17 protein-coding genes and 1 pseudogene are annotated in these 19,141 nt (G+C 59.3%); 7 read left to right on the forward strand and 11 right to left on the reverse strand.

The window, feature by feature from the left end; translation table 11 throughout:
- Positions 1 to 17: 17 nt before the first annotated feature.
- Together AC07RO_RS02235 and argF are read right to left on the reverse strand one after the other, a co-directional pair.
- On the reverse strand, positions 18 to 1,097 hold the full coding sequence (locus AC07RO_RS02235) for an ABC transporter ATP-binding protein (protein WP_495085172.1): 1,080 nt from the start codon (positions 1,095 to 1,097) through the stop codon (positions 18 to 20).
- Positions 1,094 to 2,014, reverse strand: a complete 921-nt coding sequence (gene argF / locus AC07RO_RS02240) for an ornithine carbamoyltransferase (RefSeq protein ID WP_495085173.1) — start codon at positions 2,012 to 2,014, stop codon at positions 1,094 to 1,096. Before argF ends, AC07RO_RS02235 begins: the two co-directional genes overlap by 4 nt.
- Before the next feature lie 450 nt (positions 2,015 to 2,464).
- On the opposite strand from argF, the gene plzR reads away from it, so the two are divergent.
- The 3 genes from plzR to grxD all read left to right on the forward strand — a co-directional run bounded on the left by plzR (position 2,465) and on the right by grxD (position 5,460).
- Positions 2,465 to 2,767: a PlzR type 4 pili assembly inhibitor gene (gene plzR, locus AC07RO_RS02245; RefSeq protein ID WP_192171588.1), complete on the forward strand. Its 303-nt coding sequence runs from the start codon at positions 2,465 to 2,467 to the stop codon at positions 2,765 to 2,767.
- 147 nt (positions 2,768 to 2,914) lie between these two features.
- The gene (locus AC07RO_RS02250; protein ID WP_495085174.1) at positions 2,915 to 5,023 is read left to right on the forward strand and encodes a molybdopterin oxidoreductase family protein; all 2,109 of its coding nucleotides are present in this window, start codon (positions 2,915 to 2,917) and stop codon (positions 5,021 to 5,023) included.
- A 107-nt stretch (positions 5,024 to 5,130) separates the two neighbouring features.
- A complete protein-coding gene (gene grxD, locus AC07RO_RS02255) occupies positions 5,131 to 5,460 on the forward strand; it encodes a Grx4 family monothiol glutaredoxin (protein ID WP_065992552.1) in 330 nt (109 codons plus the stop codon).
- Between the two features lie 88 nt (positions 5,461 to 5,548).
- Here grxD and bfr read toward each other — a convergent pair whose 3' ends face one another.
- The 4 genes from bfr to pyrC form a co-directional block, all read right to left on the reverse strand.
- Positions 5,549 to 6,025, reverse strand: a complete 477-nt coding sequence (gene bfr / locus AC07RO_RS02260) for a bacterioferritin (protein WP_065992554.1) — start codon at positions 6,023 to 6,025, stop codon at positions 5,549 to 5,551.
- Between the two features lie 200 nt (positions 6,026 to 6,225).
- Complete coding sequence (locus tag AC07RO_RS02265; protein WP_065992556.1) at positions 6,226 to 6,444, reverse strand: bacterioferritin-associated ferredoxin; 219 nt, start codon at positions 6,442 to 6,444, stop codon at positions 6,226 to 6,228.
- A 632-nt stretch (positions 6,445 to 7,076) separates the two neighbouring features.
- Positions 7,077 to 7,754 carry a ribonuclease T gene (gene rnt / locus AC07RO_RS02270; protein WP_122536107.1) on the reverse strand — a complete coding sequence of 226 codons (678 nt, stop codon included), beginning with the start codon at positions 7,752 to 7,754 and terminating at the stop codon, positions 7,077 to 7,079.
- The gene (gene pyrC, locus AC07RO_RS02275; protein WP_495085175.1) at positions 7,751 to 8,797 is read right to left on the reverse strand and encodes a dihydroorotase; all 1,047 of its coding nucleotides are present in this window, start codon (positions 8,795 to 8,797) and stop codon (positions 7,751 to 7,753) included. Before pyrC ends, rnt begins: the two co-directional genes overlap by 4 nt.
- Before the next feature lie 144 nt (positions 8,798 to 8,941).
- Between pyrC and AC07RO_RS02280 the strand changes: the two genes are divergently transcribed.
- Both AC07RO_RS02280 and AC07RO_RS02285 read left to right on the forward strand, forming a co-directional pair.
- Positions 8,942 to 9,928 carry a flagellar protein MotY gene (locus AC07RO_RS02280; RefSeq protein ID WP_495085176.1) on the forward strand — a complete coding sequence of 329 codons (987 nt, stop codon included), beginning with the start codon at positions 8,942 to 8,944 and terminating at the stop codon, positions 9,926 to 9,928.
- Positions 9,929 to 10,058: 130 nt separating this feature from the next.
- A complete protein-coding gene (locus AC07RO_RS02285) occupies positions 10,059 to 11,276 on the forward strand; it encodes an argininosuccinate synthase (RefSeq protein ID WP_007938916.1) in 1,218 nt (405 codons plus the stop codon).
- A 170-nt stretch (positions 11,277 to 11,446) separates the two neighbouring features.
- Here the strand turns inward: AC07RO_RS02285 and AC07RO_RS02290 are convergent, their stop codons facing one another.
- Positions 11,447 to 12,001, reverse strand: a complete 555-nt coding sequence (locus AC07RO_RS02290; RefSeq protein ID WP_495085177.1) for a hypothetical protein — start codon at positions 11,999 to 12,001, stop codon at positions 11,447 to 11,449.
- A 1,149-nt stretch (positions 12,002 to 13,150) separates the two neighbouring features.
- On the opposite strand from AC07RO_RS02290, the gene AC07RO_RS02295 reads away from it, so the two are divergent.
- Positions 13,151 to 13,777: a response regulator transcription factor gene (locus AC07RO_RS02295; protein WP_037012286.1), complete on the forward strand. Its 627-nt coding sequence runs from the start codon at positions 13,151 to 13,153 to the stop codon at positions 13,775 to 13,777.
- A 100-nt stretch (positions 13,778 to 13,877) separates the two neighbouring features.
- Here AC07RO_RS02295 and AC07RO_RS02300 read toward each other — a convergent pair whose 3' ends face one another.
- From AC07RO_RS02300 to metG, 4 genes and pseudogenes are all read right to left on the reverse strand, one after another.
- Positions 13,878 to 14,066 (reverse strand): PA3496 family putative envelope integrity protein, encoded by a 189-nt coding sequence (locus AC07RO_RS02300; RefSeq protein WP_192171584.1) that lies wholly within the window; start codon positions 14,064 to 14,066, stop codon positions 13,878 to 13,880.
- A gap of 105 nt (positions 14,067 to 14,171) precedes the next feature.
- Complete coding sequence (nth, locus tag AC07RO_RS02305) at positions 14,172 to 14,810, reverse strand: endonuclease III (RefSeq protein ID WP_108122181.1); 639 nt, start codon at positions 14,808 to 14,810, stop codon at positions 14,172 to 14,174.
- A 20-nt stretch (positions 14,811 to 14,830) separates the two neighbouring features.
- Positions 14,831 to 15,766, reverse strand: a pseudogene (gene rsxB / locus AC07RO_RS02310) (electron transport complex subunit RsxB); the annotation flags it as partial.
- On the reverse strand, positions 15,729 to 17,777 hold the full coding sequence (gene metG / locus AC07RO_RS02315) for a methionine--tRNA ligase (RefSeq protein WP_282366885.1): 2,049 nt from the start codon (positions 17,775 to 17,777) through the stop codon (positions 15,729 to 15,731). The pseudogene rsxB and the gene metG, both read right to left, overlap by 38 nt.
- Before the next feature lie 182 nt (positions 17,778 to 17,959).
- Here metG and apbC point away from each other — a divergent pair, with 182 nt between their 5' ends.
- The gene (gene apbC / locus AC07RO_RS02320; protein WP_495085178.1) at positions 17,960 to 19,054 is read left to right on the forward strand and encodes an iron-sulfur cluster carrier protein ApbC; all 1,095 of its coding nucleotides are present in this window, start codon (positions 17,960 to 17,962) and stop codon (positions 19,052 to 19,054) included.
- The last annotated feature ends 87 nt before the right edge of the window (positions 19,055 to 19,141 follow it).

Below are 19,141 nucleotides of genomic sequence, written 5' to 3' on the forward strand. Positions count from 1 at the left end.
TCGAGAATGACAGGCCTTCAGATCGCGACGTCTCGATGCACCGGCACGCTGCCCGAGGTTGGAAACAGCACCAGATGCTCGGCCGAGACTTCGAAGCCGACCTGATCCCCGGCGCGCAGATCCACGTGGCTGGGGAACAACGCCTCCAGCTGCGTGCCGGTCGGCAGTTGCAGGCGATACAAAGTGGCAGCGCCCTGAAACGTCAGGCTCGCAACGCGGGCCTTGATCGGGCTGTCGGGCGCATGAATAAGGTCGTCAGGGCGCAGCAGCACATCCATCGGGGTGCCGCGCGCGCCGGCGTAGGCACGATTGCCCCGCAGCACGCCCAATTCGGTCTGCACCGACTCGGCATCGATCAAGTGCCCGCGAATGAAATAACCCTGTCCGACGAAACTGGCGACATAAGGCGTCGCCGGCTCGTGATAGAGGTTGTAGGGCGTGTCCCACTGTTCCAGCCGACCGTCCTTGAAAACGCCGACATGGTCGCTCACGGCAAAGGCTTCTTCCTGATCGTGGGTCACCAGAATCGCGCTGGTGCCACGGGCCTTGAGAATGTCGCGTACCTCGTGGCTCAGGCGCCGACGCAACTCGCCATCCAGGTTTGAAAACGGCTCATCCAGCAGCAACAACTGCGGCTCCGGCGCGAGTGCGCGGGCCAGCGCCACACGTTGCTGCTGTCCACCGGAAAGTTCGTGAGGGTGACGCGTGCCCAGTGCGCCCAGGTTAACCAGCTCCAGCATCTCCTGAACCACCTGCTTCTGGCGCGGATGGTTGCGGATGCCGAAGGCGATGTTGTCGGCGACCGTGAGGTGCGGAAACAGCGCGTAGTCCTGAAACACCATGCCGATGCGGCGCTTCTCCGGGGCCAGCGTAAACCCGGCCCGCGAAATGACCTCGCCTGCCAGCGTGATCTCGCCTTCGTGTACCGGCTCGAAACCGGCGATGGCGCGCAGGGTGGTGGTCTTGCCGCAGCCCGACGAACCCAGCAGGCACCCGATGTCGCCGGCATTCAGGTGCAGATTGAGGTTCTGCACCACCCGTTGGTCCTGATAACCGCAGGCGAGGTTATGCAGGGTCAGCAGCAGGGGCTGGCTCATGGGGCAGTAAAGGCCGGCGCCACGAGGAATTCAAGCAGGGCTTTCTGCGCATGCAGCCGGTTCTCGGCCTGATCCCACGCCACCGAACGCGGGTCATCCAGCAAGTCTTCGCTGATCTCTTCGCCACGGTGCGCTGGCAGGCAGTGCATGAAAATCACGTCTTCAGCCGCGCGGTCGAGCATTTCGCGGGTGACCTGGAACGGCTTGAACAGGGCCAGACGCTTGGCGGCTTCCTCTTCCTGCCCCATCGACGTCCAGACATCGGTGGAGACCAGATGCGCACCTTTCACCGCTTCGTGGGGGGCACAAGTCAGGGTCACGCGATCACCCGCCAGGGCCAGGAAATGCGCACTGGGTTCGTAGCCTTCCGGACAGGCGACACGCAGCTGAAAGTCGAACTGAATCGCTGCTTCTATATAGCTGTTGCACATGTTGTTGCCATCGCCGATCCACGCGACCGTTTTGCCCTGGATGGAGCCGCGATGCTCGAGGAATGTTTGCATGTCGGCCAGCAACTGGCAGGGATGAAGGTCATCGGACAGGCCGTTGATGACCGGCACGCGGGAATGGGCGGCGAATTCGGTGAGGTTGCTGTGGGCAAAGGTCCGGATCATCACGGCATCGACCATCCGCGACATGACCCGGGCGCCATCGGCAATTGGCTCGCCACGGCCGAGTTGGGTGTCCCGAGGAGAGAGGAAGATGGCCTGGCCGCCCAGCTGGATCATCCCGGCCTCGAACGAGACACGGGTCCGCGTCGAGGATTTCTCGAAGATCATCGCCAGGATGCGGCCCTTCAACGGCTCGAAGAGCACGCCTCGATTTCGCAGGTCCTTCAGCTCAACGCCGCGACGAATCACCCCGACCAGCTCAGCGGGGGTGTAGTCCATCATCGAGAGAAAGTGCCTTGCGCTCATCATTAACTACCTTGTCTGCAACAGACCGCAGATCCTCAAAGCCGGTTTTTTTTCGGAAAAACGGGCGAGACCTGCGGCGAAAGCCGCACGGGGCGACGAATAGGGAAGGCGCGAGGGTATAAGAAAATGTCGCCTGATGCCAAGGCCCGCCGTGACGGAAAATCGTCGTCGGACGTTCGGTAGCCTGAAAGCGGCGTTCGCAGGACGCTTTTCATGTAACGAAGTGCTACAGTCATGTTTCTGCGCAGGCCTTTCGCCATCGCATTAGTCCTGATCAGATCGCTCGCATGTGACACCCTTTGGCGTCACTGCGATTACTGCCTGATCCGTAACAGTCGCAAACCACTTTGCAGCCTTATGCGACATGCTTCACGCCGCGGAAACCCGGACGTTTCCTAAACCATCGGCGTGGGTTATAAAGGCCGCTTATGTCCTCCAAAGAGGTGGGGAATGGATTCAAAAGAGCAACAACTGACGGAACTGCTCGGGCTCACGGCTCGAACCCTTACGCACCTCACGGCGTCCATGACGTCGATGTCGTTCGAACTGATGCGCAGCGAAGACGAGGTCACACGTTCTGCAGGGCGTCGGATGATCGATCGCATGGCAACCATCAGCGCCGGACTCGACGAGCACTGGCGGCTGATCGGCGAACTCACCGGCATCCAGGTGTCTCAGGAGCAGATCGAAACGGTTCATGAGGTGCAGATGCAACGCAAGGTGGTCACGCCCATCGGTGGCGCTGCTTCCTGAGTGACGCTTCCTTCATCGGGTGAGCTATCGGCTCGCCTGATGCAGCCCGATTCACGGCACTGACGTTTCTGGCGCATCGCCCGGACAGGTCCCATAGTTTTGTATCCGCGATCGGCTTGATCGCCCTATAAAAACTCGAGACTGGCGATGACCAAGACTCTCCACCACCGTGCCTGTCACCTGTGCGAGGCGATTTGCGGCCTCACCCTCGAAACCACCCTGCAGGACGACGCCACCACCCTGATCACCTCGATCAAGGGCGATGCGCAGGACACCTTCAGTCGCGGGCACATCTGCCCCAAAGCCGTCGCGCTGCAAGATATCCAGAATGACCCCGATCGCCTCCGGCAGCCCATGCAGCGCATTGGCAACGACTGGCAGCCGATCGAGTGGCAGGTGGCGTTTGATCTGATCGCCGAGCGCCTGGCCGATATTCAGGCGCGCCATGGTCAGAACGCGGTGGCGGTGTATCAGGGCAACCCCAGCGTGCATAACTATGGGCTGATGACCCACAGCAATTATTTTCTAGGGCTGCTGAAAACCCGCAATCGTTACTCCGCAACGTCTGTAGACCAGCTTCCCCATCACCTGACCAGTCACTTGATGTACGGCCACGGTTTGCTGCTGCCCATCGCCGACATTGACCACACCGATTTCATGCTCATCCTCGGCGGCAATCCGCTGGCGTCCAACGGCAGCATCATGACCGTGCCCGACGTCGAGAAGCGCCTCAAGGCGATTCAGGCCCGTGGCGGCAAAGTCGTCGTGGTCGATCCGCGACGCAGTGAAACCGCCGCGATCGCCGATCAGCACCTGTTCATCCGTCCCGGCGGCGACGCGGCGTTTCTGTTCGGCGTGCTGCACACCCTGTTTGCCGAAGGCCTGACCCGTGAAAGCCACCTTGCCGTTGATGGCCTGGAGGAGGTCCGCGCGGCGGTCAGCGAGATGAACGCCGACGCGATGAGCCCTCGATGCGGGGTGCCGGCCGAGCAGATCAGGCAGCTCGCGCGGAACTTCGCCGCCGCCGAAAGTGCGGTGTGTTATGGGCGTATGGGGATTTCCACTCAGGCGTTCGGCACGCTGTGCCACTGGCTCGTGCAACTGATCAATCTGGTCACCGGCAATCTCGACCATGCAGGCGGTGCGTTGTGCACCGAGCCCGCGCTGGATCTGGTGGCGTCGACCTCCGGCGGCAGCTTCAATCGCTGGCAGAGCCGCGTCTCGCAACTGCCCGAGTACGGCGGCGAGCTGCCGGTTTCTGCACTGGCCGAGGAAATGCTGACCCCTGGAGAAGGGCAGATCAAGGCGCTGGTTACGGTCGCGGGCAACCCGGTGTTGTCGACGCCCAACGGCCGTCAGCTTGACACCGCGCTTGAAGGGCTGGAATTCATGGTCAGCGTCGATTTGTACATCAACGAAACCACGCGGCACGCAGACCTCATCCTGCCATCGACGTCCGCGCTGGAAAACGACCACTACGACACCACGTTCAACATGTTCGCCGTGCGCAACGTCACCCGCTTCAACCGCGCGATCCTGGCCAAGCCCGAAGGCGCGCTGCACGACTGGGAAATCTTTGTCGGCCTCGCCCAGGCGTTCGCACTGAAAACCGGTCGCGAGCTGAAACCGACGATGCCGCCGGCGCAGATGGTCGATCGCGGTCTGCGCGCCGGGCTGTATGGTGATGCTTCGCCGTTTAAGTTGTCCCTGGAAACACTGGCGCAGTATCCCCACGGCCTGGACCTTGGCCCGCTCAAGCCCAACCTCGCTGCGCGCCTCAAAACGGTCAATCAGCGCGTGCAGGCCGCGCCGCCGGTGATCCTTGCCGATCTTGCTCGCTTCGCCGCGCAGCCGGCTCCGCACGCCGATGGCCTCATGCTCATCGGTCGGCGCCATGTGCGCAGCAATAATTCATGGATGCACAATTACCATCGTCTGGTGAAAGGCAAGCCGCGGCATCAGTTGCTGATGCACCCCGACGACTTGCTCAGCCGAGGGTTGGTGGACAGACAGCGGGTCAGGGTCAGCTCGCGGGTCGGCGTGATCGAGGTCGAGGTCATGGGCAGCGCCGACATGATGCCCGGGGTCGTCAGCCTGCCCCATGGCTGGGGCCACGGTCGTCCGGGCGTGAAAATGGACATCGCGGCGGCACAGCCAGGTGAAAGCGCGAATGACCTGACTGACGAGCGGGCGCTGGACGGAGTTTCCGGTAACGCCGTGCTGAACGGGGTGCCAGTCACGGTTGCGGCGGCATGACGGTCATCGGGGCGATCAAGGCCAAGACCGAGCGTTATGCTCGGGAATCGTTTAGAATGCGCCACCGTGTCGACACATACAGTCGTAAAGTTTAGCCGAGGTGCTCCATGGATATTATCGAAACGATCAAAGATCAGATTGCCAGCAACACCGTTCTGCTTTACATGAAAGGCGCTCCGAATGCTCCGCAGTGCGGCTTCTCGGCCAAGGCTTCTCAGGCACTGATGGCGTGTGGCGAAAAGTTCGCGTACGTCGATATCCTGCAGAACCCTGAAATCCGCGCCAATCTGCCGAAGTACGCCAACTGGCCAACTTTCCCGCAGCTGTGGGTCGGTGGTGAACTGGTCGGCGGTAGCGACATCATCACTGAAATGCAGGCCGACGGTTCGCTGCAGAAACTGGTGAAAGACGCTGTTGCGAAGAACGCCACTGCCTGATTTCGGCAGTCGCAAAAAAGCCCCGCTCTCTGCCGAGACGCGGGGCTTTTTATTGGGCGATGCTTTAAGACGATGTCCGGGACTGGAATCAGTCCTCTTCGCCCATCTGCGATTGCAGGTAGTTCTCGATGCCGACCTTGTCGATCAGGCCCAGCTGGGTTTCCAGCCAGTCGATGTGCTCTTCTTCCGATTCCAGAATGTCTTCCAGCATCTCGCGGCTGCCAAAGTCGCCAACGGTTTCGCAGTGCGCGATGGCTGCTTTCAAGTCGGCGTGGCCCTTGCGCTCGATGCGCAGGTCACACTCAAGCATTTCCTTGGTGTGCTCGCCGATCAGGATCTTGCCGAGGTCCTGCAGGTTTGGCAGGCCTTCCAGGAACAGGATGCGCTTGATCAGCTTGTCAGCGTGTTTCATCTCGTCGATGGATTCGTGGTACTCGTGTTTGCCCAGCTTGTTCAGGCCCCAGTCTTCGTACATGCGCGCATGCAGGAAGTACTGATTGATCGCGACCAGCTCGTTACCGAGGATCTTGTTGAGATGCTGGATGACTGTGATGTCGCCTTTCATGATCGGGTCCTGTCGAAGGTATAGGTAATACAGGCGGCAAGTCTGAGCCGCCTCTATAACTCTGTCAAACCTAAGTTATTGAATAATAAGTGAAAATAAATAGGAATAAGAATGTTTGTGTTCCGCATCTTGTTGCTAAGCGATTGAATTAAAGGCATAAAAAAACCGGACAGTGTCCGGTTTTGTTTGAAATCGGTAATTCAGGCAGCTGAAAATTCTGCGGGGTAGGCGAGGGCGGCATGACTGGTTTGCAGCTCGGTCAGGGTTTCACGCACCACTTCCTTCGCCAGGCAGGCACATTTGCCGCATTTGCTGGCGACACCCAGGGTCTCGCGGACGTCACGATAACTGCAGCATCCTTCCATGATTGCTTCACGGATTTGTCCGTCGGTAACACCTTGGCAGAGGCAGACATACATATAAGAAACCGTCGCTGAGTGATTGGCTCAATGCGAGGGATACTAATGTTAATGAGAATGCTTGTCAAAACTACTCAGGCTTTCCGTAACTCACCTCCGATGAGTGGTCGGTTCGGTTTGATCGCTTGTGGAGGGGTGTGTGTATATCCATTATCGGCGGTGGTGCTGATTATGGTTCCGCCCTTACGGCGGGTCACTTTTGGCAAAAGCGCTCCAAAAGTAACCAAAAACGCTTTGCTCCCGGTTGGGCCCGACTTCGTCGGGTTCCTTCACTCCGGTCTCGCTCCGTGGGCCCGCGCCGAACGGACATCCATGTCCTGACGGCGCTCTCGCGGCATCCATGCCGCTCGGCCCACTGCGCGAGACCTGCGTTCAGCCTGCACCCAAGTCGCGTTTGGCGGTGACTGGGGTTTTTGCATATGAAGATCGAAGGCGCTTTTAAAGTAGATCAAAAGCTTCCCGGCTGAAGCCGGTCCTACAGGCGCGCGCGGTCTATTAGTGGGACCGGCTTTAGCCGGGAAGGGGGCCGGTCGGCGCGCTGACGGAGTGTGAGCCGATCACTGCCTCTCGATCCCCACCCCATAAAAAACCGGCCACTTGGGCCGGTTCTTCAATCGCGCAGCAGCATCGACTTAGTCGTTGAAGTCGTGCCAGCCGCCCATTTCTTTCCACCGGTTGACGATGCCGCAGAACAGCTCGGCGGTCTTCTCGGTGTCGTAACGGGCCGAATGGGCTTCGCGGCCATCGAAATCGATGTCCGCCGACTGGCAGGCTTTCGCCAGGACAGTCTGACCGTACGCCAGGCCCGCCAGGGTCGCGGTGTCAAAGCTGGAGAACGGGTGGAACGGATTACGCTTCATGTCGAGCCGCGCAACCGCTGCGTTGAGAAAGCCCAGGTCGAAGCTGGCATTGTGGCCCACCAGAATCGCGCGCTTGCAGCCATTGGCCTTTAGCGCTTTGCGGATGCCGCGGAAGATGTCGGTCAGCGCCGTTTCTTCGCTCACGGCCATGCGCAGCGGGTGATCCAGTTTGATGCCGGTGAACTCCAGCGCCGCGGCTTCAACGTTGGCGCCTTCGAAGGGTTCGACGCGGAAGAAATAGGTGTGGTCCGGAAAGACAAAGCCTTTCTCGTCCATGCCAATCGTCGTGGCGGCGATTTCCAGCAATGCATCGGTGGCGCAGTTGAAGCCGCCAGTTTCTACGTCAACGACAACGGGCAGGTAACCGCGAAAACGGGCGGCCATCGGGTGCCGGGACCCTGTACCGCCACCGGAGCCTTCCTGCTCGTCTTCGTAATGTTCTTCACTCACGCGTGTTCCTCCAGCAGGCGCCAGCGCAGTTTTTCACCGGCGCGCAGCGGGATAACAGAAAGCTCGCCAAACGGCAGGCTGGCGGGGGCCGTCCACTCGTCACGAACCAGGGTAATGGTGTCGGTGTTAGCCGGCAGGCCATAAAAGGCCGGGCCGTGCAGACTGGCGAAACCTTCCAGCTTGTCCAGCGCATTGCGTGACTCGAATGCCTCGGCGTACAGCTCGATGGCGGCGAACGCGGTGTAGCAGCCGGCACAACCGCATGCCGCTTCTTTGGCGTGCTGCGCGTGGGGCGCTGAGTCCGTTCCGAGGAAGAACTTGCTGCTGCCGCTGGTGGCGGCATCCAGCAAGGCGACCTGGTGGGTGTTGCGCTTGAGGATCGGCAGGCAATAGAAGTGGGGACGGATGCCGCCCACCAGCATGTGATTGCGGTTGTACAGCAAATGGTGCGCAGTGATGGTCGCGCCGACATGGGCTGACGCTTCATTGACGAACTGCACGGCGTCGGCGGTGGTGATGTGTTCGAACACCACTTTCAACGTCGGAAAACGCTCGACGACACGGCGCATGTGTTCATCGATGAAAATTTTCTCGCGGTCGAACACGTCGATGTCGCCGCGGGTCACCTCGCCGTGGATCAACAGCGGCAGTCCCACTTCGGCCATCGCCTCGAGCACCGGGAAGATCTTGTCGACGCTGGTCACGCCCGAATCGGAATTGGTGGTGGCGCCTGCCGGGTACAACTTGGCGGCGTAGACGAAACCACTGGCCTTCGCGGCGCGAATCTCTTCGGGCTGCGTCAGGTCGGTCAGGTAAAGCACCATCAGCGGCTCGAAGCGACTGCCTTGCGGGCGCGCAGCGAGGATGCGCTGACGATAAGCGTCCGCTTGCTCGGCGTTGCGTACCGGCGGCATGAGGTTCGGCATGATGATCGCGCGGCCAAAAGTGCGCGCTACGTCGGCGACGGTGTGGGGCAAAACAGCGCCATCTCGAAGATGGATGTGCCAGTCGTCGGGGCGCAGGAGGGTCAGGCGTTCGGACATTGGGGATTCCAGGCGGGTCAAACTCGCTGGGAATGCTACCGGAAAAGACTCCTCCAGGCACTCGCTATCAAGTTTTGCGGGAAGTTACCGATAGCCACGTGTAAGTCATAAATCCTGTTACACGTAAATTCAGTGGAGCCTCCCGTGCGCCAGCGATATCTAGCTCTGCTCAGCGCGTTTGCCAGCCTGCCGGCCATGGCGCTCACATTCCAGACCCGTCTGGAGAATATTGAGTGGAAGGTGGAAGGCGACCAGTTCGAGTGCAGGCTGACGCAGCCAATCACCGATTTCGGTGCCGGAGAGTTCGTGCGTCGCGCGGGTGAGCAGCCGACGTTTCGCTTGAAAGCCAATGGCTACAGTCTGGCGTCCGGTTCGGCCATGTTGAGTGCCGCCGCGGCACCGTGGCAGCCGGGTCGCAGTGACCTCAATCTTGGCGCGGTGAGAGTCAGCGGCGGCGAGATTCCTTTCAATACCAATCAGGCCCAGGCCACACGCCTGATCGCGGGCCTGATGGAAGGGCGCAGCCCGGTGTTTCGTCATTCTCTGCGCGATGGCGGCGGCGCGATGGAAGTCCGTCTGTTGCCAGTCAAATTCAGCAAGGCCTACGGCGAGTTTCAAGAGTGTACAGCGAAGCTGTTGCCGATGAATTTCGAGCAAGTGCGTCAGTCCGAGATCGGCTTCCCTGGCGGCGGCATCGAGCTGGACGCCAAGGCCAAACGCCAGCTGGACACCGTGCTGGCTTATATGAAGGCTGATCCGACGGTCAATCACGTCGAACTCGATGGTCACTCCGACAACAGTGGTAACCGATTGACCAACCGCGATCTGTCGCGGCGTCGTGCGCTGTCGGTCATGGACTACCTTAAAGCCCAAGGCATCCCGGAAGAGCAGATAACCCTGCGCTTCCACGGCGAACAGTACCCACTGGCGCCCAACACCAACAACGCCAATCGCGCGCGCAACCGCCGGGTCAACATTCACCTGGAGCGTGTGGCGCAGCAGACTCCGGCCATACCGCCCGCTGCTGCACCCGCTCCGACGCCGGCTCCATTGCCCGGGCCTGCCGCAACGCCAACGCCGGGCGCCGCGCCTGTTACAGCAGCCGGTGCGACCCCCGCCAAGGCGTCTTGATGATGCGCGCCCAGGTCGTCTGACTGACAGAATCTGTCGCTTTGTCGTCAGAAGCTGTCGCGACACTGTAAATTCCTGCGCGTGATCGGTAAACTCGTCGGTTTTCCGTACAACGCGTTGGAGTGATGGCATGGCGGACGTAAACAAGGTAGTTCTCGCGTATTCCGGTGGCCTGGATACTTCGGTAATCCTCAAGTGGCTGCAAGATACGTACAACTGCGAAGTGGTGACCTTTACCGCTGACCTGGGTCAGGGCGAAGAAGTCGAGCCGGCACGCGCCAAGGCACAAGCCATGGGCGTCAAAGAAATCTACATCGACGATCTGCGCGAAGAATTCGTGCGTGATTTTGTGTTCCCGATGTTCCGCGCCAACACCGTCTATGAAGGCGAGTACCTGCTGGGTACTTCCATCGCGCGCCCCCTGATCGCCAAGCGCCTCATCGAAATCGCCAACGAAACCGGCGCCGACGCCATTTCCCATGGCGCTACCGGTAAAGGCAACGACCAGGTCCGCTTTGAACTGGGCGCCTATGCGCTCAAGCCTGGTGTAAAAGTCATTGCGCCATGGCGCGAGTGGGACCTGCTGTCCCGCGAGAAGCTCATGGACTATGCCGAGAAGCACGCGATCCCGATCGAGCGCCACGGCAAGAAAAAATCCCCGTACTCGATGGACGCCAACCTGCTGCACATCTCCTATGAAGGCGGCGTGCTGGAAGACACCTGGACCGAGCACGAAGAAGACATGTGGCGGTGGACAGTTTCCCCGGAAAACGCGCCGGACAAGCCGCAGTACCTGGAGCTGACCTACCGCAATGGCGACATCGTGGCATTGGACGGCGTTGAAATGACTCCGGCCACCGTCCTTGCCACCTTGAACCGCATTGGCGGCGAGCACGGCATCGGTCGTCTGGACATCGTCGAAAACCGCTATGTCGGCATGAAGTCCCGCGGCTGCTACGAGACCCCGGGCGGCACCATCATGCTGCGCGCTCACCGTGCGATCGAGTCGATCACCCTGGACCGCGAAGTCGCTCACCTTAAAGACGAGCTGATGCCGAAGTACGCCAGCCTGATCTACACCGGCTACTGGTGGAGCCCTGAGCGTCTTATGCTGCAGCAGATGATCGATGCGTCGCAGGCCCACGTGAATGGTGTCGTGCGCCTGAAGCTGTATAAAGGCAACGTCATCGTGACCGGTCGCAAGTCCGACGAGTCGCTGTTCGATGCCAACATCGCGACGTTTGAAGAAGACGGCGGCGCCTACAACCAGGCAGACGCTGCGGGCTTTATCAAGCTCAATGCATTGCGCATGCGGATTGCAGCGAACAAAGGCCGCAAGTTGTTCTGATCGTTGTCGTGATTGATGTGCAGCCCTTGTTCAGGGCTGCACTCATTACACCTGTCCTCCGTATGCCGCTGCCGCTTCACCTGCAACCTTTACTGATCCGACACCGGCCGGTTGTTGCCGTCGTTCAAGAGCAGTAATAGACGCTCTTGCGCTGTGCGTTATCTCCTGCCTCAATCTGGCAAATCTGTCTCTCCGCCAGCGGCTTTCTCAGCCGTACCCCCCTGCGAAGTTGTACGAAACTCAAAACGATAGGCTTTGCCGATGTCCCAGATATCGCGTACGCCGACACCCAGTAGTTGAGCGATCTCCGGAACGGTGTAACCCAGCGCCGAGTAATGCATGGCATGCCCGGCAATGGCGTCGTCCAGGGTAACCGGCTCTCGTTGCCGGGATGCGCGTGACCGGCGAACAGGCTGGCAGTAGCGGATTTTCAGGCCGTTCTCGCTGGCCAAACGCTTGATGTCCTTTTGGTTCATGCGCAGCGAGTATTGCAGCGCGGCGACACCAGCTCCCTTGGCCACAAGGCCCTTAAGCAGGTCGACCTTGGTGCACAGCTCGGCTTTCGGATCGGCCTCTCGGGTTTGCCTCGACGCTTCCGTCTCCCGCGACTCTCCTTCTGCAATGACGTTAATGACGCCGCCCTGGGAAACATAGCGCTCTACCGCCTCCGCCAGTTTGATAGGGTCACTGCTTGCGCCAATGGAGTATTTTATTTTCTTGGTCATGGTAGGTTCCTTTGAACATATCAACTAAACAGCCTTCACCGCCGGGACGTTCACGCTTAAGAGCGTTTAAAAACTGAATGGCTTACTCAAGCCGAAGAGCGGCCTGCGCACGGATTACTGTCATATAGAAGCGCCAGTATTTATGTGTGCAATAATCTTATATTGTGATAAGAGCCACTAACTATTAGTGGGCTGAACCATTCGCTCATCAAAAAGTAACGACTGGTAATAGGTTTGGCAAGTAAAAAGCCAAAAAATAGGGGGTTTGTTTTTTAATCCCTTTCGGTGAAGTTCTTTGCGGTAATAATAATCCGTTAGTTATGTAGTATTTTTCTGGAATGGCCTGAGGGTGCTGGATGTTATCGTCTGAATGGTATTACGTGAGAGGCGGGCCAGCCCCTCGTTTTAATAGGGGGTGATGTGAGGCGGTCGTTATAAGTTGAGTAACCCGGTTCGAGGGAGGGGAAGTGAGGTAACTATCTGGTCTCCTCCCGGTACCCCGTATCAAGACGCGACCAGTTGAAAGTTAATCCGGACTGTTCAGAAATTTCTGAACACGCTGTAGGTCCTTTCGAGTATTTAAGATGTAATCAAACTCTTCGAGTTTGCCTGTGTCATTTAACCAAGTGTGTGCGGTCGCATTCGGTTCCCATGGCCTGCAATATTTTATGATTTTTGTTTGCTGGCGGCCCGGCAATATGGGCATATGCTGAAGCCATACGCCCAAGGTGAATGGGCTTAAACCCATTGGCCTGAGCCAGTCCTCACAGAGATAACCATTTTTCCCGAGCGTCCAGGAAAGCCCTGGATTTCCGCGTATTCAAACCCGTCGGCGGAGCAGGCGGTTCGCCGACCTGCCTTAGGACAAATCGCGCTATCAACCCGGATTCATATAGTGAGAACTGCTCAGCGTATTCAGGATTCAAAAATTACCACTTGCGGTCTCGGACATTATGCGGTCACGTACTGAGACGGGATTGAACATCGTAAAAATAGAGCGGATAGGGCAGGTTTTGTAGGATTTTTCTGTTGGTTGAGTGAGAAAGGTCTTTGCCTGCTGATCTGCAGGGAGGAGCGCCATGCAAAGCACTAAACGACTAAGCTATTGTGCGGGCTCTGAAAATTCGAACAGCGAAGAATGGACTGCTCATGAATAAAGTGTTGATCGTGGATGATCACCCTGTCATCAGGCTCGCCGTACGCATGTTGATGGAACGCCATGGCTACGAAGTCATTGCCGAGACGGATAACGGCGTGGATGCGTTACAACTGGCGCGCGAGCACTTGCCGGACATTGTCATTCTGGACATCGGTATCCCCAAGCTCGATGGCCTTGAGGTTATCGCCCGATTGTCGGCGATGACGCTGGCCTTCAAGGTGCTGATCCTGACTTCCCAGGCACCGGGGCATTTTTCAATGCGCTGCATGCAGGCGGGTGCTGCAGGTTATGTCTGCAAGCAGCAGGATCTGACCGAGTTGCTCAGCGCCATCAAGGCGGTGTTGTCCGGCTACAGTTATTTCCCCAACCAGGCGTTGCACACAGTGCGCTCCAGTCTCGGCAATGCCAGTGAGGCGGAGATGGTGGATCGTCTGTCGGGAAGGGAAATGATGGTGTTGCAGCAGTTGGCCCGTGGCAAGACCAACAAGGAAATCGCCGACGGCATGTTCCTGAGCAACAAAACCGTCAGCACGTACAAGACGCGCCTGCTGCTCAAGCTCAATGCGCATTCGCTGGTCGACTTGATCGAGCTCGCGCAACGAAACGGGTTGGTCTGATGGCCGTGAGAGGACGGTGTCTGAGGGCGGCGTCATCAGCTGATGCCGCCAAGCCTCTCTGTCGGGAGAGGCCTGCTGCTCGAGTGCCGTCCAGGCCGGCTCAGAAATCGAAGTCGTAATCCGCAAGCTGACGTTGCAGGCGACGCTCTTCCAGAAGGTTGTCGATCGTGCGGCGCTTGCTGAGGTTGGTCTTGGCGGTTTCTACCGGCGCGGGCGGGACTTCGTCCGGGTCCTCGATCACGAAGTCGTCGTCAACTTCGACTTCGATGGTGTCTTTTTCATCGCTCATGATTCAGCCTCAGGCGTGAACGGTCGTTGGCGCTCCTTATAACGACAAACCCTGCGCGGGTAAAAAAGATTTTTTTAATCGATCAAAGCCTTGAGACGCTATTGTTCAATCGTCAGAGGTCTTGGCCTTGTACTCGCACAGGTCTTCGATCCGACAACTGCCACACCGGGGCTTGCGCGCAATACACACGTAACGCCCGTGAAGGATCAGCCAATGGTGCGCATCCATGAGGTAATCCCTTGGCACGAATTTCATCAGCTTGTTTTCAACTTCCACCACGTTCTTCCCTGGCGCGATGCCGGTACGGTTGCTGACGCGGAAGATGTGCGTGTCGACTGCCATCGCCAACTGGCGGAACGCGGTGTTCAGGACCACATTCGCGGTCTTGCGGCCCACGCCGGGAAGGGCTTCGAGTGCCTCTCGGGTCTGCGGCACCTCGCCGCCGTGCAATTCAATCAGCAAACGGCACGTTTCGATCACGTTTCGGGCCTTGCTGTTGTACAGGCCAATGGTCCTGATATAGGCAGACAAACCCTCGACACCCAGCGCGTAAATCGCCTCAGGCGTATTGGCGACCGGGTAGAGACGCGCCGTGGCCTTGTTGACGCTGACATCGGTGGCCTGTGCCGAGAGAATCACGGCGATCAGCAGCTCGAACGGCGTGGTGTAGGCCAGTTCGGTTTTGGGATCGGGATTGTCTTCGTGCAAGCGACGAAAGATCTCAAGGCGTTTGGCGGCGTTCATGGGGTGGGCTTTTCCTGAAAAGACGGTGCTGCGGGCGCCGGGTTCTGCAATTGGGCCAGCGCATGCTCTGCCTCGTCGAGGCCACGCTGCAGTTGCACGAGTTGCGCAGCTTGTTCGGCAATCGGCGGGTGGCCAAAGGCTTTCAACGACTTCAGCAGTTGAGCTCTGCTCATGGCGACCTGGGCGCGTGCCTGTTTCAACGCCGCGTCACTGCCTGTCGACGGTTTTGAGCGAATCCGCGCCAGGGCGGCTTGCGCCGGATCTGGCTGGAGAACGGCCGGCGTGACGGTCCGTAACGGGCGAGCCTGGCGTTCGGCCTGGCGTCGCTGCTCATCGCGCTGCAGGCGGGCCGAGCGCGCATCAAAGCGTTGCCGCGCACGACTGCGTTTGACGGCCCTGACGGATCGCTGCTCTTCATCCATCGGGCAATCACCAATGAACGGCACGGAGGTCACTGGCAACGGCAGCATGTCGATGCAGTCGACCGGGCAGGGCGCAACGCACAGATCACAGCCGGTGCATTCCTCAACGATGACGGTGTGCATCAGCTTGGCGGCGCCAACGATGGCGTCCACGGGGCAGGCTTGAATGCATTTGGTGCAACCGATGCATTCGGCCTCGCGAATGAACGCGACTTGCGCCGGCGCGCGGCCTCGTTCGATGTCCAGTTGCAGCACCGGCACTTTCAGCAGTCGAGCCAGTGCTGCGATGGTCTCGTCGCCGCCGGGTGGACATTTGTTGATGGCTTCGCCGCTCGCAATGCCTTCGGCGTAGGGCTGGCAGCCTGGATGGCCGCACTTCCCACACTGGGTTTGCGGCAGCAAGGCGTCGATGCGCTGAATCAGGCTCATGCTTGGACCAGATCGACGACCCGAGCGGGCCGTCGATAACGTGCAGAATGTTACGGTTCGGGTCGGGTTACTTGATGCGCTGACCGGGCTTGGCGCCGCTGTCAGGGCTCAGCAGGTAAATCTCTTCACCGCCAGGACCCGCTGCCATCACCATTCCTTCCGAGATACCAAAGCGCATTTTTCGCGGCTTCAGGTTGGCGATCATCATGGTCAACCGACCCTCCAGCTCCGCCGGGTTCGGGTAGGCACTCTTGATGCCGGAGAAGACGTTGCGCTTCTCGTCGCCTATATCCAGCGTCAGGCGCAGCAGCTTGTCGGCGCCTTCGACGTGCTCGGCTTTCTCGATGAGCGCGACGCGAAGGTCAATCGCCGCAAAGGCGTCGAAGTCGATCTCCGGAGAGAGCGGGTCTTTCGTCAGCTCGCCATTGCCCTGCGGTGCCGCACCTGTGTCGGTGGCGCTGGCGGCCAGGTCTTCTTTCGATGCGTCGGTCATGGCTTCCACTTTTACGGGGTCGATGCGGGTCATCAGCGGCTGGAACGGGTTGAGCTGATGATTGCTCAGCAGCGTCTGGTGGTCGTTCCAGGTCAGTGGCGCGACGTTGAGGAACTGCTCGGCGTCTGCGGCCAGATTCGGCAGCACAGGCTTGAGGAAGATCACCAACTGACGGAACAGATTGATGCCCAGGGCGCAGATCGCCTGAACCTCGTCCTGTTTGCCTTCCTGCTTGGCCAGCGACCACGGCGCCTTTTCGGCAATCCAGGCGTTGGCGCGGTCGGCCAGCGCCATGATTTCGCGCATCGCGCGGGCAAAGTCACGCGCCTCGTAGGCGTCGGCAATGCTCGGCGCTGCGGTGCGGAAAGCGTCCGTCAACTCGGGCTCGGCATTGCCGGCCACCAGCAGACCTGCGTTGCCTTTCTGAATGAATCCCGCGCAACGGCTGGCAATGTTCACCACCTTGCCGATCAGGTCAGAGTTGACCTTCTGCACGAAGTCTTCAAGGTTCAGGTCGAGATCATCGACGCCACGGCCCAGCTTGGCCGCGTAGTAGTAACGCAGGTATTCCGGCGACAGGTGCTCAAGGTAGGTGCGTGCCTTGATGAAGGTACCGCGGGATTTCGACATCTTCTGGCCATTGACGGTCAGGTAGCCGTGGACGTTGATGCCGGTAGGCTTGCGGAATCCCGAACCCTCGAGCATTGCTGGCCAGAACAGTGCGTGGAAGTTGACGATGTCTTTGCCGATGAAGTGGTAAAGCTCGGTGGTCGAATCCTTGCGCCAGAACGCGTCGAAGTCCAGCTCCGGACGGCGCGCGCACAGATTCTTGAAGCTCGCCATGTAGCCGATCGGCGCATCCAGCCATACGTAGAAATATTTGCCCGGCTCGTCGGGGATCTCGAAACCGAAATACGGCGCATCGCGGGAGATGTCCCACTGCTGCAGGCCGGAATCCAGCCACTCGGCGATCTTGTTCGCCACGGCGTCCTGCAACGTGCCGCTTCGCGTCCAGCTCTTGAGCATGGCATCGAACGCAGGCAGGTCGAAGAAGAAATGCTTGGAGTCTCGGAGCACCGGGGTTGCACCGGAAATCGCGGACTTGGGGTCTTTCAGGTCAGTCGGGGCGTAGGTGGCACCGCACTTCTCGCAGTTGTCACCGTACTGGTCTTCAGTGCCGCATTTCGGGCAGGTGCCTTTGATGAAGCGGTCGGCCAGGAACATTTTCTTTTCCGGGTCGAAATACTGCGTCACGGAGCGCGTGGCAATGTGGCCGGCGTCGCGAAGACGTTTGTAGATCTCGCTCGACAGCTCGCGGTTTTCTTCGGCGTGGGTCGAGTGGAAGTTGTCGAAATCCACCAGGAAGTCAGCGAAGTCGGCGCTGTGCTCGGCCTGCACGTTGGCGATCAGTTGCTCGGGCGTGATGCCTTCTTTTTCGGCGCGCAGCATGATGGCCGAACCATGGGCGTCGTCCGCGCACACATAAATGCACTGGTTGCCGCGGTGCTTTTGAAAGCGCACCCACATGTCGGTCTGGATGTACTCGAGCATGTGGCCAAGGTGAATGGAACCATTGGCATAGGGCAGGGCGCTGGTGACGAGAATCTTGCGTGGCTCGGACATTGGGCTCGGCTACTTGAAGTGAAACGGAGGTCGGCCACTATAAAGGCCTGAGCGTTTTTTTTCATCCCGCGCTGCATGTGGGAATCTGCCGATGTGCTTGAAAGAAAAACGTCGCTGCGCTCTTTATCGGGCATACAAGGTAGGATGGCCGCCTGTTTTACTCAGTCTTTAAGGAGTCACCCATGAGCGCTGTCAATCGCGCAACGGTGGAAGCCGTCCTTCGCCAGTACATCGATCCGTACTTGAATCAGGACCCGGTCAGTGCCGGGTGTGTCCGCGCCATCGAGATCGACGGGAGTCGCGTGAGCGTCCAGCTGGAGTTGGGGTACGCGGCCGCGCTGTTCAAGAACGGCTGGGCGCAGATGCTGCAGATGGCGATTGAAGGGCTGGATGGCGTCGCCTCGGCGAGCGTCCAGATCACGTCGGTGATTCACCCTCACAAAGCCCTCGGCCAGATCCCCGGCCTGGCCAACGTAAAAAACATCGTGGCGGTTGCGTCGGGCAAAGGCGGCGTCGGTAAATCCACCACCGCGGCCAACCTGGCGTTGGCGCTTTCCCGGGAAGGTGCGCGTGTGGGCATTCTTGATGCCGATATCTACGGGCCGAGCCAGGGCGTGATGTTTGGCATTGCCGAAGGCACCCGTCCGAAGATCAAGGATCAGAAGTGGTTCGTGCCCATTGAGGCCCACGGCATTGAAGTGATGTCCATGGCGTTTCTGACCGATGACAACACACCGATGGTCTGGAGAGGGCCGATGGTTTCGGGAGCGCTGCTGCAGCTGGTGACCCAGACCGCCTGGAATGACCTGGATTATCTGGTCATCGACATGCCGCCTGGCACCGGCGATATCCAGCTGACCCTCGCGCAGAAGGTGCCGGTCGCTGGCGCCGTCATCGTCACGACCCCGCAGGACCTTGCATTGCTGGACGCGAAGAAAGGCGTGGAGATGTTCCGCAAGGTCAACATTCCGGTGCTGGGTGTCGTTGAAAACATGGCCGTTCACATCTGTTCGAACTGCGGCCATGCCGAGCATCTGTTCGGCGAAGGCGGAGGGGAGAAGCTGGCGACCCAGTATGGCGTCGAGCTGCTGGCCTCGCTGCCACTGTCCATGTTGATTCGAGAACAGGCCGATGGCGGCAAGCCCACGGCGATTGCCGAGCCTGAGAGTCAGATCGCAATGGTGTATCAGGAGCTGGCGCGTCATGTGGGTGCGCGGATCGTGCTGCAGGAAGCTACCATGGCGGAGATGCCGAGCATTTCTGTCAGCGACGATTGAGGCCTAAGCCAGAAGGCGAGATACGCGATGTGCCGGATGCTCGGCATGTCGCGGTGAGGGGGTTTCAGGTGAAGGTTGCAGGCGGGA

The organism is Pseudomonas sp. GW821-FHT07F05 (assembly GCF_059418765.1).

What these genes read in the sequence shown, in the direction of transcription:
- bfr (WP_065992554.1), bottom strand. Translation starts at nt 6,025, where the DNA reads ATGAAAGGCGACATCACAGTCATCCAGCATCTCAACAAGATCCTCGGT.
- metG (WP_282366885.1), bottom strand. Translation starts at nt 17,777, where the DNA reads ATGTCCGAGCCACGCAAGATTCTCGTCACCAGCGCCCTGCCCTATGCC.
- AC07RO_RS02285 (WP_007938916.1), top strand. Translation starts at nt 10,059, where the DNA reads ATGGCGGACGTAAACAAGGTAGTTCTCGCGTATTCCGGTGGCCTGGAT.
- pyrC (WP_495085175.1), bottom strand. Translation starts at nt 8,797, where the DNA reads ATGTCCGAACGCCTGACCCTCCTGCGCCCCGACGACTGGCACATCCAT.
- apbC (WP_495085178.1), top strand. Translation starts at nt 17,960, where the DNA reads ATGAGCGCTGTCAATCGCGCAACGGTGGAAGCCGTCCTTCGCCAGTAC.
- nth (WP_108122181.1), bottom strand. Translation starts at nt 14,810, where the DNA reads ATGAACGCCGCCAAACGCCTTGAGATCTTTCGTCGCTTGCACGAAGAC.
- AC07RO_RS02265 (WP_065992556.1), bottom strand. Translation starts at nt 6,444, where the DNA reads ATGTATGTCTGCCTCTGCCAAGGTGTTACCGACGGACAAATCCGTGAA.
- argF (WP_495085173.1), bottom strand. Translation starts at nt 2,014, where the DNA reads ATGAGCGCAAGGCACTTTCTCTCGATGATGGACTACACCCCCGCTGAG.
- grxD (WP_065992552.1), top strand. Translation starts at nt 5,131, where the DNA reads ATGGATATTATCGAAACGATCAAAGATCAGATTGCCAGCAACACCGTT.
- AC07RO_RS02295 (WP_037012286.1), top strand. Translation starts at nt 13,151, where the DNA reads ATGAATAAAGTGTTGATCGTGGATGATCACCCTGTCATCAGGCTCGCC.
- AC07RO_RS02300 (WP_192171584.1), bottom strand. Translation starts at nt 14,066, where the DNA reads ATGAGCGATGAAAAAGACACCATCGAAGTCGAAGTTGACGACGACTTC.
- plzR (WP_192171588.1), top strand. Translation starts at nt 2,465, where the DNA reads ATGGATTCAAAAGAGCAACAACTGACGGAACTGCTCGGGCTCACGGCT.
- AC07RO_RS02290 (WP_495085177.1), bottom strand. Translation starts at nt 12,001, where the DNA reads ATGACCAAGAAAATAAAATACTCCATTGGCGCAAGCAGTGACCCTATC.
- AC07RO_RS02250 (WP_495085174.1), top strand. Translation starts at nt 2,915, where the DNA reads ATGACCAAGACTCTCCACCACCGTGCCTGTCACCTGTGCGAGGCGATT.
- AC07RO_RS02235 (WP_495085172.1), bottom strand. Translation starts at nt 1,097, where the DNA reads ATGAGCCAGCCCCTGCTGCTGACCCTGCATAACCTCGCCTGCGGTTAT.